20 protein-coding genes and 1 pseudogene are annotated in these 12,437 nt (G+C 38.4%); 8 read left to right on the top strand and 13 right to left on the bottom strand.

Annotated elements, in window-relative coordinates:
* Positions 1-4: 4 nt before the first annotated feature.
* Positions 5-634 carry a hypothetical protein gene (locus VB797_RS20380; protein WP_323239563.1) on the bottom strand — a complete coding sequence of 210 codons (630 nt, stop codon included), beginning with the start codon at positions 632-634 and terminating at the stop codon, positions 5-7.
* A 151-nt stretch (positions 635-785) separates the two neighbouring features.
* On the opposite strand from VB797_RS20380, the gene VB797_RS20375 reads away from it, so the two are divergent.
* The 5 genes from VB797_RS20375 (at position 786) to VB797_RS20355 (ending at position 3,277) form a co-directional block, all read left to right on the top strand.
* Positions 786-968, top strand: coding sequence for a ribbon-helix-helix domain-containing protein (locus tag VB797_RS20375; RefSeq protein ID WP_323239562.1), 183 nt, complete (start codon positions 786-788; stop codon positions 966-968).
* A 337-nt stretch (positions 969-1,305) separates the two neighbouring features.
* A complete protein-coding gene (locus VB797_RS20370; RefSeq protein ID WP_323239561.1) occupies positions 1,306-1,476 on the top strand; it encodes a plasmid partition protein ParG in 171 nt (56 codons plus the stop codon).
* Positions 1,477-1,811: 335 nt separating this feature from the next.
* On the top strand, positions 1,812-2,633 hold the full coding sequence (locus tag VB797_RS20365; protein ID WP_323239560.1) for a hypothetical protein: 822 nt from the start codon (positions 1,812-1,814) through the stop codon (positions 2,631-2,633).
* Between the two features lie 101 nt (positions 2,634-2,734).
* Positions 2,735-3,001, top strand: a complete 267-nt coding sequence (locus VB797_RS20360) for a ribbon-helix-helix domain-containing protein (RefSeq protein WP_323239559.1) — start codon at positions 2,735-2,737, stop codon at positions 2,999-3,001.
* Positions 3,002-3,049: 48 nt separating this feature from the next.
* Entirely contained in the window at positions 3,050-3,277 is a 228-nt protein-coding gene (locus VB797_RS20355; protein WP_323239558.1) for a hypothetical protein, read from the top strand.
* A gap of 2 nt (positions 3,278-3,279) precedes the next feature.
* Here the strand turns inward: VB797_RS20355 and VB797_RS20350 are convergent, their stop codons facing one another.
* Positions 3,280-4,122 (bottom strand): hypothetical protein, encoded by an 843-nt coding sequence (locus VB797_RS20350; RefSeq protein WP_323239557.1) that lies wholly within the window; start codon positions 4,120-4,122, stop codon positions 3,280-3,282.
* Between the two features lie 144 nt (positions 4,123-4,266).
* Here VB797_RS20350 and VB797_RS20345 point away from each other — a divergent pair, with 144 nt between their 5' ends.
* A complete protein-coding gene (locus VB797_RS20345) occupies positions 4,267-5,328 on the top strand; it encodes a caspase family protein (RefSeq protein WP_323239556.1) in 1,062 nt (353 codons plus the stop codon).
* A gap of 2 nt (positions 5,329-5,330) precedes the next feature.
* Here VB797_RS20345 and VB797_RS20340 read toward each other — a convergent pair whose 3' ends face one another.
* The 6 genes from VB797_RS20340 to VB797_RS20315 all read right to left on the bottom strand — a co-directional run bounded on the left by VB797_RS20340 (position 5,331) and on the right by VB797_RS20315 (position 8,767).
* Positions 5,331-6,092, bottom strand: coding sequence for an HIRAN domain-containing protein (locus tag VB797_RS20340; RefSeq protein WP_323239555.1), 762 nt, complete (start codon positions 6,090-6,092; stop codon positions 5,331-5,333).
* Positions 6,089-7,009: a HipA-like protein gene (locus VB797_RS20335; RefSeq protein WP_323239554.1), complete on the bottom strand. Its 921-nt coding sequence runs from the start codon at positions 7,007-7,009 to the stop codon at positions 6,089-6,091. The genes VB797_RS20340 and VB797_RS20335 overlap by 4 nt, the downstream gene beginning before the upstream one ends.
* Before the next feature lie 50 nt (positions 7,010-7,059).
* The gene (locus VB797_RS20330) at positions 7,060-7,839 is read right to left on the bottom strand and encodes a hypothetical protein (protein WP_323239553.1); all 780 of its coding nucleotides are present in this window, start codon (positions 7,837-7,839) and stop codon (positions 7,060-7,062) included.
* Positions 7,836-8,087 carry a hypothetical protein gene (locus tag VB797_RS20325; RefSeq protein ID WP_323239552.1) on the bottom strand — a complete coding sequence of 84 codons (252 nt, stop codon included), beginning with the start codon at positions 8,085-8,087 and terminating at the stop codon, positions 7,836-7,838. Before VB797_RS20325 ends, VB797_RS20330 begins: the two co-directional genes overlap by 4 nt.
* A gap of 128 nt (positions 8,088-8,215) precedes the next feature.
* On the bottom strand, positions 8,216-8,401 hold the full coding sequence (locus VB797_RS20320) for a type II toxin-antitoxin system HicB family antitoxin (RefSeq protein ID WP_323239551.1): 186 nt from the start codon (positions 8,399-8,401) through the stop codon (positions 8,216-8,218).
* 162 nt (positions 8,402-8,563) lie between these two features.
* Positions 8,564-8,767: a hypothetical protein gene (locus VB797_RS20315; protein WP_323239550.1), complete on the bottom strand. Its 204-nt coding sequence runs from the start codon at positions 8,765-8,767 to the stop codon at positions 8,564-8,566.
* A gap of 284 nt (positions 8,768-9,051) precedes the next feature.
* Here VB797_RS20315 and VB797_RS20310 point away from each other — a divergent pair, with 284 nt between their 5' ends.
* On the top strand, positions 9,052-10,020 hold the full coding sequence (locus tag VB797_RS20310) for a cytosolic protein (protein WP_323239549.1): 969 nt from the start codon (positions 9,052-9,054) through the stop codon (positions 10,018-10,020).
* A gap of 409 nt (positions 10,021-10,429) precedes the next feature.
* On the opposite strand, the gene VB797_RS20305 is transcribed toward VB797_RS20310, so the two are convergent.
* The 5 genes from VB797_RS20305 to VB797_RS20285 all read right to left on the bottom strand — a co-directional run bounded on the left by VB797_RS20305 (position 10,430) and on the right by VB797_RS20285 (position 11,840).
* On the bottom strand, positions 10,430-10,639 hold the full coding sequence (locus tag VB797_RS20305; RefSeq protein ID WP_323239617.1) for a type II toxin-antitoxin system HicB family antitoxin: 210 nt from the start codon (positions 10,637-10,639) through the stop codon (positions 10,430-10,432).
* Positions 10,640-10,870: 231 nt separating this feature from the next.
* A complete protein-coding gene (locus VB797_RS20300) occupies positions 10,871-11,158 on the bottom strand; it encodes an antitoxin family protein (RefSeq protein ID WP_323239548.1) in 288 nt (95 codons plus the stop codon).
* A gap of 192 nt (positions 11,159-11,350) precedes the next feature.
* Positions 11,351-11,458 carry a type II toxin-antitoxin system RelE family toxin gene (locus tag VB797_RS20295; protein ID WP_323239616.1) on the bottom strand — a complete coding sequence of 36 codons (108 nt, stop codon included), beginning with the start codon at positions 11,456-11,458 and terminating at the stop codon, positions 11,351-11,353.
* The gene (locus VB797_RS20290) at positions 11,449-11,616 is read right to left on the bottom strand and encodes a hypothetical protein (RefSeq protein WP_323239547.1); all 168 of its coding nucleotides are present in this window, start codon (positions 11,614-11,616) and stop codon (positions 11,449-11,451) included. Before VB797_RS20290 ends, VB797_RS20295 begins: the two co-directional genes overlap by 10 nt.
* Positions 11,613-11,840 carry a hypothetical protein gene (locus VB797_RS20285; RefSeq protein ID WP_323239546.1) on the bottom strand — a complete coding sequence of 76 codons (228 nt, stop codon included), beginning with the start codon at positions 11,838-11,840 and terminating at the stop codon, positions 11,613-11,615. The genes VB797_RS20290 and VB797_RS20285 overlap by 4 nt, the downstream gene beginning before the upstream one ends.
* Positions 11,841-12,139: 299 nt before the next feature.
* Between VB797_RS20285 and VB797_RS20280 the strand changes: the two are divergent.
* A pseudogene (locus VB797_RS20280) lies at positions 12,140-12,437 on the top strand (hypothetical protein); the annotation flags it as partial.

Genomic DNA, 12,437 nt, shown 5'->3' with positions numbered 1-12,437 from the left:
TAACTTAAGCTGCTGTTTCCAGTACTTTAGACAGTGCTGCTGGCTTGCTTGGCTTGAAAGAAGTATCAATTGATAAAACTTGAGAGATAGCTGCTAATGCATAACCTAAAGTATTCTTATGAATTCGAGGCATTTTACGAAACGACATATCTTGTCCCCAATCTTGCACTGATTTTGTGCCAATATGCAGAACCTGGGTTAGGGCTTTAACACAAGTGCCACGGAAATTAGCATGAGAGACAGCCTGCAATACCTCCTGCTCCGTTAACCCATCGAGAAGGACTTTCTCTAGAAACGTTTGAGCATCAACCGATGGTGGAGCAAAATTCCCTTTTAAGATGCTTCCTAACTGATGAGGCGCAATTTGGGCAGCATAGATATAGGCAAGCGCAATCTTGCAGTATTTGGGCATCCCTTCAAAATTAAGATCGCTTCCCCATTTGCGAACCGTTGCTCGCTGTATATCAAAAATTGCACAGAATAGGGTAATGCATTTTTTGCGGTACTGACTGTCTGTTTCCTCTTCAAGCAACTCCTCGGGAGTCAGTTCGGCGATACCAAAGCAGTGACGTAAGAACTGCCTTGGTTCTAAACCTTCTTTTGGTAAACTTTTGAGGATTTCGCAGTTTTTCATATTTCAAGATTCCTGCTTATAAGTAAAGGGGTTTACGGGAGTATTTAACTCATCTTATTATCTATTTTACAACTATATAGCATCTATTTAGCAACATAAGTTTAATTAAATAAAAGATACGATGAGACATGAAAATTAGAAAAGACTTACCGTGACCAAGAGAATAAGCGTTTCTATGCCCGACTTGACCCATGAAAAATTACAAAGGTGGGCTGATATTGAAGGTACGAGCCTTGCAGATTTAGCAGCTTATTTGTTGCGTAGAGACGTTGAAATAGCTGAAAAGGAGGGAAAGCTTAGATACTCAGATGAAAATTCAACGGATAACTCGTAATCAATGTGCGCTTAAATACTTTTTATGAGCTATCAGTACAGCAACACCTTCTTGAAGCTGTGATAGTAGTGTTATCGAATTCAGCACTGAAGAAACTTACTAAAATTCTAAGTATTCCTGGGCAAACTTTCAGGATTTCGCAGTTTTTCATATTTCAAGATTCCTGCTTACAAATAAAGGGGTTTACGGGAGTTTTGAACTTTTGGACTCGAAACTGAAATTTTTTTATTTTGAATCATACCCTATATAGGTATTTTAGTACACAATACATAGTTTACCTATATGTTGATATTTATCTCAATGACATAATTGGGGTAAGTATCGTAATGGGTGAAATGTGTCTAACTTGAAAAAAACGGAAGAAAAAACCGTAAAGCTTGTAGTTTTTTTGTCTGACGACGAACGTACACAATTTAAAATAGCTTGCGCTCGTAGCAAAACCTCCATGAGCCAAAAAGCTAAAGAATTAATCCTCTCTTGGATTGAATCAGAAGAAGAGGAATCTTAGAAGGGAGGTGGCATTAGAACTGGTGTTCGGAGTTGAATGGAGTTATGTTTTCATGTTAAAACTCTCAATTCTTCTCCGAGCGGTTCGCTTATACCGAATGAAAACATTCTATCAATTCACAGAAATAATGATGCATTAGCTTTATATATATTTACAAGTAATGCATAACCAAACATTTATAATGCATTTTTAATTTAACATTAATTAATTATTAGTGATGCATTAAATTGTCTCACTGACGAGGCTTTGATATAAAACTTGCGGAGAATAAACTAAAAATATAGTTGTTTATGTAAACTGAAGTGAAACATCGATGAAACTAAGTCCAAAAATCTGTGATAAATAAGCGCGAACGCTTTCCCCAAGGGGATACCAATCGAGTATCTTTTACTCTTGCACCGGGTGTGCGACAAAGAGTAGACCAAATGTTGCCGATACTAGGCAGTTCTTTGTCAAAGACATTAAGATACTTAATTGATTTAGGCTTAGATGTATTTGAACTGGCTCAAAAAAATGGAAATTCAATTCCTCAAGTAGGTAGTTTAGATCGGATGTTTTCTACTTACACTTCTTTAGGAATGGAATTAGTATTTGCGTGCGATTCTTTGGGCTTATCAGTCCCAGAGGTTGGTCGTGTGGGTATTTGGTTTGTAGACAATCTCTATCCCGGATTCGATAATATTGAAGGGATTCAACGAGATGAAGAATTTCAAGCATCTCGCATATTCCGCTTAAGTGGAGAAATCCAAAAGCTTTTTCAACAACAGCTTAGTTTATTATCTGAAGAGGAATTCGCAGTATTTTTAAAAAATTTACATCAAGAAACTATCATTGGGCAAGAATTTCTCGTCACTTGTCAAACGCTTGGCTTGCAACCACCACAGAAGGGAAAAATAGAGGAATGGTTGCTTTCAAAGATGAGACAACAGGTGCAGCTTGAGCAAAGTAGCTTCTCAGGAGCGGACTCTACAGCAGAATCGCACTCAACAGAAAATAATTTGCTTGAGGTGAATTCGCAGCCGTTTTTGGAATACTTATTAACGCTTGATGCAATGCCAACTGAAGAAGAGGAGCTTTTGATGGCTCGTCGGTTTGGTGTAGAGCAAGCACTTATTAAAAAATTAATATCTCGGATGAGGTTTAGCAAAAATGATTAGTTGACTTATGTGCAAGATGTAGCTATACCGCTTCAAAATGTGGTTGAATGATTGAAGAATCGTCTTGCTAAAATATGAAGCAAACGGTGAAATCAAACGCTATGAGCATGATACTTACCCCCCAACAAGAACAATTTATTCAAAACAAACTGCAAACAGGTAAATATCGCAATGCACAAGAAGTATTAGAACTTGCTTTCAAGCTCCTTGATGAATATGAGCAAGCAGATACTGACTGGATAAATTCCGTGAGAGAAAAAATAGACGCTGCGATCGCAATTAGCGAACAAACTCCACCTATTGATGGAAAAGCTTTTGTAGGTCAAATATTGAAAGATTTGCAGCAAGTGCGCGAAAGGCAAGAATGAATCCTAGATATTTTATTAACATTCTTGCAACGGAAGACTTAAAGGAAATTGCTAATTATTTTGCTATTAAGCGAGTTAAAACAAACCAAAGTTTACCAAGAAGCCAAACAGGAAGGTAAAACAGAAGGAAAACTAGAAGGGAAATTAGAAACGGTTCCTTTGATGTTGAATTTGGGTGCGACTGTAGAACAAATCGCTGAGTCTTTAGGTTTGGATATTCAATTGGTACGGTTAGTTGCTGCGAAAGTTAATCAAAATGAAGAAAAAAGTCAGTAAAATCACTCCTTTTTCTCTTCTTCTCCAGCTAAATTACTCAAACTACGACTCGCTACATCCGCGCTCAAACCCCAAACAAATAACCCCAAATAATCAGAAAAAGGGTCAGCACCAAAAGTGGTTCCCTTTTGGATGTATAAAGAACGCAGTCCTACTATCGATAAACCAAACAACAGCATCAGCGAAAACAAAGGACGCGCAAACCAATAAGTTGCTTGAGTACGAAACTTACTTCCAGATAAGAAAATTAGCGATTTTTGCAACCAGAATACCCATTTATCTATAGGTTTTTTAATACTAGATTCTACGGAACCTCCTACTGCAACGACTGCATCTTTTACTCCTTTAATAACTTCTGATAAATTAAATGGTGTCTTATCTCCCATCATTGGGGGAAGTTGCAATTTACCTATATCTTGCTGTAATTCTTCTAATAATGTTTTTGCTTGTTCATCTTGAGATAAATCAATTTGCATTCGGATATTATTGATTTTTTGAATAATTCCATTGTCTCCCTTCACTTGTGGATGAGCTTTTAAAGGTTCTAATTTTTGTTCTATATTACGTAGTTGCTTCAAACTTTCAAAACGAGCAGAAATTTTATCAACTTCTTTTGTAGCTGTCTCCAATTTCATTCCCTGCACCAACTGCTCTGCTTTTGATAGCATAGGTTTGAGAATTTTTTGGTCTTGTTGGTCAGCTTGAGTAACTTGCTTTTCTAGTTCTTTTACTTTACCTAATGTCTCAGCTTGAGGAATACCTTTTTCTTGCATATATTTAATTAATCGACCGCAAACTATACCCAAAATTAAGACAAAAAGTGGAAATAAAGGAGCAATCCGCATTGTCAAATTAATGGGAATAATTAAACGTTCTTTGGCATCCTCTAAAGAAATATAAGCTGCTCCTGTATAGCGGTCGGAAGGAATTTTTTTGCTATCCCAACCTAAAAATATTTACGTAAAAACACTTAAGCTTACGCTATCCTTATGAGCCGAGATGCTTTAGTAGTAGGAATCAATAAATACCCCTTCCTCAAAAATTCATCAGGTAGTCACAAGCATCTCACTACCCCTGCATCTGACGCAGAAGCGATCGCACAACTTCTAGAAGCCCAAAATAACTTTAGAGTCAAACGCTTCCCAGCCAAAGTTATCGATAATAAATTGCAAGTTGACCCAAATATACCCTTCAAAACTGAAGAATTAGAAAAAGCAATCCTCGATTTATTCCTTCCTGAAACTGGAAAACCCCCAGAAACAGCGTTATTATTTTTCGCAGGACATGGACTGCGAAAGCAATTAAGAGCAAATTTCACACAGGGTTTTTTAGCAGCCAGCGACGTTAATCCGGGTAAAATATGGGGTTTCTCGCTACGAGATTTATGGGATATATTGCAGCAAAGTCAAGTCAAACAGCAAATTATTTGGTTAGATTGCTGTTTTTCAGGAGAATTGCTCAATTTTAAAGATACTGAATTGGGAACACAAAGTTCGGGGTGCGATCGCTTTCTAATGGCTGCATCCCGTGACTACGAAGTTGCCTATCAGCAATTAGATGGTAAACATGGGGTACTTACAGGTGCAATTTTGGCTGGACTTAACCCGCATCAAGTTCCGGAAGATGATTGGATTACAAACCGAACGCTAGCGGTTTCCGTCGAGCAGAAGCTACAAAAATACTACGATTTGGTAAAAATTCCCCAGTCTCCACTAATTAACAACCACGGGGAAGCCATTAAACTTATTCAAGGAAGGGTAAAAGTAACATCGGAATCATTTGAAGAGGACGCGATAAATTTACAATTTCGTCAACTTTTCCAAGAAATTTTACACGCTGAAGCAAGATTAAGAAATTGTCATCTTCAGAAACACCCCGAATGCAACTGTCAGTTGCTTGCTCAAAGGCGATTATTAAAAGATCCTCCAAACACACTAACAAACATTGCTCAAGATTTAAATTTAACTTCAGCACAAGTTGCACGTCATTGGAGTAAATGTAAAAATATATTACAAGAAATTGTTAAAAATATTGGATATTTACCTGAATGAGGTTAATAAATAAAATTCATAGACTCCGCGAGAGGGTTATATTGAGAACTTGAAAAGGGGCGAAAATCATCGACCACATCGACACTCATTTTACATAACAGGCGAAATTGGAGCGGTGTTGGAGGTTTATTTACACGCTCTACCTGCACATCTAAGTTAGAATTGTGTCGAAGCAACTCAAAAATTTCTGCAAGCAAATATCGCGGACAGTAACCGACGATGTAGTGGTCTTCGGTGTTTAAAATTAAAGCCTGAGAATCGTAGGGATTTTGAAATTGGTGAGCTAACCATAACTTTTCCCCAGATTCGAGTTGATTAATCCGCTCAATAGCGCTACTTGGTAAATGTCGCAATCCATGCGAAAAAAAATAAAGATGGTACTGTCCCCGTTCATCAATTTCTGGACAAGGAAAAACGGCGAGTGTATCTGTTTCTCGTTCTCCAGCACTCCGAGCTAAAATTGTAATTGGGTCATTTTCATCATTCGGAATATTGAGCCATTCAATAAAACGCTGATAATCGGGACGCGATCGCGACATTAGTCGATTCGCAAATACAGGAAATAACTGGGTTGATGTATAAACCTCATCTAAGCGGGGAAACGAGGACAAAGGTTTAAAAGCAGATTTCTCTTCAGCTTCTTTTACACTTTTGGTGTAGACAAATTGATAGGTACTCCCATCAAATGTTAATCGACCAATGGGAAACCAATAGCGACTAATGGGGTCTTGCCAAGCTAGAAATAGTGTTTTTGGTGTTTTCAAGGTAGTGTTTCCCTCAAGGAAATTAGCCTGCGTTTGTTGATTTCAAGAATAGACCGAGCAAAATTACTTGCTTCGGTGGAAATGCGCGACGAGTTAATACGATTAAAAATATCTAAAATATTAACTTCTGTGATATTTTCAAGTCGAGTCAACCACACCCAAGCCGCTTTCGGATAGCGATTAGCAACGAGTGAGAACGCATCAAAAGTTTTGAGAGTTCTTTTGTCGTCAACACTGCCATAAAATGCCGAGAAACATTTGTTTGCATAAGCCTCAACCGAGCGTTTCTGTCTTTGTTCGTCAGAAAGATCGCGTCCCAAACTTGAAGCATGGTCGTAGGTGGGTGCGAGGTGTTCCGCTTCCTCCGAGGTAGATACTGCTTTAATTCGGACGATTCCCCAGTTTTCATGATGGCGATCGCCATTACCAATCCACGCATCCAACAGAAGATAGCCGACGAACACATCTATTGCAGTTTCTATCTCAGAAGGTGCTGTCCAATCAATAGGTAAATTGACAGATTCGCCTGCGATCACCTCCAACACTACATCTATTGTATGTTGAGAAACGCCATAAGTATCAAAAGCAGGGTAGTTCGCCACAATTGAGGAAAGAAGCTCATTACCATGAACAAGCGTTCCCCCTTGCGGTAAAAAGTTGGGTGAGATTACGCCACGCGAACCTTCCCAAGTCGAAGCCAATTCATAAATAGCATGGGGAAGTCCCAATAGCTTGCATAACTCGGATGCTACTTTTTCTGCCCAATCTTCTCCCAAATTTTCTCGACTTTGCTTATAAAGACAACGACCAAATTCTTCATGGTAAAACCAAAATTTATACTTACTTCCTAAAGCTTCATTAGAGGATTCTTCATAAGCTTTTTGGGAAACAAGCAGGATTGGGAATTCCGAGGTCATAAATCAAGGTATAGAGTAAGCGACCAAATCAAAATAAGCCGTACCAACCCTCAATTTATATCATTATGAACACGTAAAAACTCCCCCCACCCACAACCAGCAAAATCCGAACGCTCGTAAAACTGAGAATAACCTCTCACGGGCGAATAAATCAACAATTCCTTAACCCGCTCAAATCTCACCCCCAAACCCACATTAGCTAAAATTATCTGCGGTTCAACTTCCAAAATCATCAAGTTCATCACCTCATTGATAACTTGAGTCATTTCACCACTATCCCCTGCATATTTATCCCGCAACAGTTTCAAAAAGTCATGTAAGTCAACAAAATCTTTATCGTCAAAACGTACTGCTTTACGTTGAGCATGATAAATTGCATTTTCAGCATAAATATCTTCTTCTACCAACAATTGACGTAAAACCGTCGCGAACCTTCCCAAAGCCTGAGCCAGATTTTCTAGCATCATCAAATTTGTTGCTGATTGGGTAACTTTAGTGACGCTACCTCGTGACTCTCCCTCGTAATAACGCCCGTATTCCCGCACAATTAACTTTGATAACTCCTCCGGTGTCATGTCTGCGTTGACTGTTAAATTCTGCAAAATTGCTGTATCCGGATAAGCCAAAGCAATTTCTAGCCATTCAGTAATCGCGAAAGGTAAAGTTAGCCTACCTTTTTCTACTAATTTCGCGACTTCCCAGCAAGAAACTATACTGACACCAATGCCGTTAGTCTCATTTTCTTTTAGCCATTGTTGATATTTTACCGTCAGACGTGTTGTATCGTTCTGAACCCACCACACCCAAATATGTGTATCAATTACAATCATTGCAAAAATTCCCAATCTTCTAAAGCAACGGGTTCTGTTGGGTTATCGTAGTTGTATGGCTGTGTGTTGTGTAGTGGATAAAGATTTTTTTCTATTTGCTGTTGAGTGTTTAAATTTGAGCTAGTATCATCTTTCAATTGACGTTTGGCATGACTAACTTTGATGAAACGAATAAAATCGAATGCTTCAGTTAATAATTCTGAAGGTAAAGATTCTATTTCTTTAATTAGTAATTCTTTATTAACCATATTAAGTAATTATCTTTGTTTGTATTTTAATTTTTATACAACTGATACACAAACTTATTCAAGTAAAGCAATAAACTCTTCCACTGTTGAATCTATATCTCGAATAATTGCTCGTAGGGTTCCCTTGGCTATTTCATCATGGGCAGGAAAGGTAAACCGTCTTCTTCTAAAGCCGCAACGTATCCAGCAATTGCTTCTTTAATATTAGATAGGGCTTCTTCTTTTGTTTTGCCTTGGCTAATACATCCTTTTAGGCTTGGGCATTCCACAATCCAATAACCATCTTCATCTTTGTACATGATTACTTGTCTCATGTGAGCGTGTCTAACCAATAAATAAACAATTCTTCTCAATCGTAATCGTTATATATTAAAGCGGTTGTGATTGTCTTGTGTTCTAAGAAAATTTAATAGCTATAACAACTCAAACCACAAGCCGTACCCACCCATAATTTAGTTACCTCCTCTTCACCCCTGCTAATAGCAACGCCCTTGGTGGAAACCCAGCCTTTGTACTTGATGGGCGACTGAATATGCCTCTTCTAATTCTGCCAACTGCTGTAATTTTTCATTCCACCGTCTTTCTAATGTACGAGCGACCAAACGATTTTCTGGCTCGGTTGCATCATATTGGCGGAAAGCTCTATCAGCCTCGTAACGTCCTCTTTCCCTATCGTTCAACCCAACCTACAATTCTCCTTAACTGCGATCGCGATGGCTTCGGGGAGTGATGAGCATGAAGGTAAGGGTGGTGAGTGATTTTGAACGGAGTGTGTTGTGGGTTATGAGTGAGAGGAGTGGGGCTAGAAAGGAATCCGCGTTTGGATTGATTTTGATTTAACTTTCCGTAGTCGGGAAGTTGTGGTAACACTGATTGCGGTGGATTCGAGGAGAGGTAAAGGGGCGCGATCGGTTGCATATTTTGAGATAATTATTCGTGCAAATAATATTAAAAATCAGCATTTATGACCAATCCGCAAACTAAATATGATTCTCCTTGGAAAGAGATTTTGCAATTGTACTTCCAAGATTTCATGTTATTCTTTTTTCCCCAATTCCACGCACAGATTGACTGGAGCAAAGAACCTGTATTTCTCGATAAGGAATTACAGCAAGTAATTCGCGATGCTGAATTGGGAAAAAGGCTTGTTGATAAGTTGGTAAAAATTTATCTTTTGGATGGAACTGAATCTTGGATACTGATACACATCGAGGTGCAGGGACAGGAAGAGGATGAGTTTTCCCGGCGTATGTATGTTTATAATTACCGTATCTTCGATTGTTACAATCGCTCGGTAGTTTCAATTGCGATTTTGGGAGATGCTAACAGCGATTGGCGACCGCATCAGTTTGGTTATAATTTGTTTGGTTGTCGCTTGGATTTTCAATTTCCGATTGTTAAGCTGATTGATTATCGACAACGATTCGAGGAGTTGGAAGCAAGTAGTAATCCGTTTGCTACGTTAGTGATGGCGCATTTAATAGGATTGGAAACGGGAGATAATCGCACCCAGCGCAAACAACGAAAAATAGCTTTAATCCGTGGGTTGTATGAAAAGGGCTTTGAACGAGAAAAAGTAGTTAATTTATTTCGTTTGATTGACTGGATGTTAACGCTACCATTGGAATTAGAACGGGAATTTTGGCGAGAATATCGTGAATATGAGGAAAGTAAAGATATGCGTTATGTAACTAGTGTTGAGCGAATTGGGATCGAGCAAGGTATTGAGCAAGGTATCAAGCAGGGTACTAAGCAAGGGTTAATTAAGGGTATTGCGTTGGGATTGCAGTTGAAGTTTGGAGATTCGGGAACTAATTTGTTACCGGAGATTGAGGAAATTGGGGATGTGGATGTGTTGTCTGCTGTGCTGGATGCTATCGCATTTGTGGAAACAATCGAACAATTACGGCAGGTTTATCAGTCGAACGCTTGAAGTTATCCAAAGAAGTCGGGTTTTTTAGGATACCTCGTTCCCAGTTTAATAGCTGGGAATTTTTCTGCGGCTTTGGATGCGATGGAGCAGTTGCGACTGGTTTATCAATCAGCAACTGAGTAGCTTGAGGAGGTTGCTGAATACGGGTATGAATCGAGATGTGGAGACTACAAGGGTTTCGGTTATTTATTGAATTTTTACCATAATTATTGCTTTTCGTCAACCCCCAAATCTCCAGGCTATTTTTTTACGGTTTTTTTGATTTCAACTTGCGATCGCACACCTAGCCAAAGCGTAGACCCATAGCAATTTCTTTAGTGACTCGCAATAAGCGATTAAGAATTGGGGGATAAAAATATTTGGGTAATATTGGAGTTGCGATCTAAAATTAGCGCATAGAAAAATTTAACTAGAAGATGGCAAGTATCGGTTCTGGAAGTGGTTTACCTTGTGCTTGATAATCTTCAATTAATAGCTCTAAAACTTCTTCTGCATTTTTGAGAGCGTTTGCATAGGTATCTCCATGAGTATGGGCATAGGGACCAAATTCAGGTAAACTAACAACGTATTTTTGGTCTTCCTTTGACCACTGAATAATAATACTATATTGTGGTTTCATTCCTATCTCTCCAATATCATCTAATTCATCTTCTAGTTGCTTCAGGTTTTCTATTTCCTTCACGGCTTTTCTAACATCTGTTTCTTGATAACGGTCTGCATCTGCTCCATCTTTACCAGATAAAGTTAGGCTATAAGATAGGTGATTGAAGTGTTAGAGATTGAATAGCTTCAGTTCCAATTTCGGGAACATAACGTTTGAGCAAAGCGCTGGAATCTAAAAAGTATGCTGTTACCATTCACCTCGGTCTTCAATGATTGTTTCGGAAATTGGTTGACCAGTAACATCAATAGACTGTACCATTAATGCCAAATCAGCATCAGAAATGGGTTTAGCATCGGAGGTAGTATTGGGTGTAAGTAAACCAGAATTATACAGAGATGACAATAAAACAAAGGGTTCTGTAGTTGTTTGGTTGGGTAAAACTTGAAGCCAGACTGTTTGCTTTTCGCACAAGTCGATTGGAGTTAAAGGACGCAACAATCCATTTTCATAAATAGCTGGAATTGGTTTAGTCATATTAACTAATTTGTTGTTATCAACCTATTTTAACTCAGGACTTATGCACTCAAATATATAAATTGCTTTTCATCAATCTCCAACTCCCCAGGCTATTTTTGTGTTGGGGGGTAATTTTGAACGGACAAGATTTGCGGGGAAGTTTTGGCTGTCTCGTCGGGATTTGGATGTTTGGGTTTCTGATTGAATTTGTTAACTCTTATCCTGATAAACCTGACTTCGATGTTTGACTTTAATTACTGTTACCAATAAGATATCGTCAAAAATATCGTATACTACTCGATAATCTCCTACTCGAATACGATATGAATTGTCTTCACCTTGAATTTTTTTACTCCACTGGGACGAGGTTCTATTGCTAAATCTTTAATCTTAGTTTCGATGCGTTCTTGGACATCTGAAGGTAGTTTTTTAAATTGTTTTCTCGCAACTTTAGAAAAGTCTACACTATAAGTCACGCAACATCCTTTTTCATTTCATTTTTTATTTCTTCCCAGGTAACGGTACCATTAATACGTATATCTTCTCTAGCTTCTTGAATCGCTTTTAAATCTTCTTCGTCTTCTTGGTCATCAATTGTTTTTAATAAAGTATAAATTTCGTCTAAAGTACTGTCATAAGCTTGGTAAAGCAGCACAGTGATATCTTTAATTAATTTTTCTCTCTCACGATCAGTTTTCATAGTTTGTACCTTTTTTAATTAATTACGCCTTGATAAGTAGGTGGGTACAAATAAATATAATATGCTCCGTCCGAAGCGAGGAACGAAGCAATCCCAGTCGTAGCGATTGCTTCGTTCCTCCTCGCAATGACATCTTACATTTAATTACGCCAACCTACTTATAGTAGAAAAGTACTCCGGTGGAGGATACTCTAAACGATTTATAATTAATGATAGCTTGAATGGCGTAGGGTTGGAGTGCTTTACATGAATCGTATATTTATCGTTAATTTTCTCCCCCCTTTCCCCCCTCTAAATAAATGAAACTTAATTTTCCCACTCGTCGCTTTCTCTTCTGCTTCGGATTAAGTTTACTGGTTGTATTACTTGGGTTTATGACCGTGAGGATAAATATTGCTTTTCATCAAGCTCCAACTCCCCAAGCTATTTTTGTGTTGGGGGGTGATTTTGAGCGGACAAAGTTTGCTGGTAAGTTTTGGCTGTCTCGTCGGGATTTAGATATTTGGGTGTCTGATTTTTCGTATACTTTAGATAAACATCGACGGATTTTAAAGAAGTTTGGGGTGTCTGATGAGCAGTTGCAAATGGAAGGGTGCA

Source organism: Rivularia sp. UHCC 0363, assembly GCF_034931125.1.
In the GTDB taxonomy this organism is placed as follows: domain Bacteria; phylum Cyanobacteriota; class Cyanobacteriia; order Cyanobacteriales; family Nostocaceae; genus Rivularia.
Note: the sequence above shows the minus strand (reverse complement) of the source record. Positions and strands in the feature narration are given on the sequence as shown.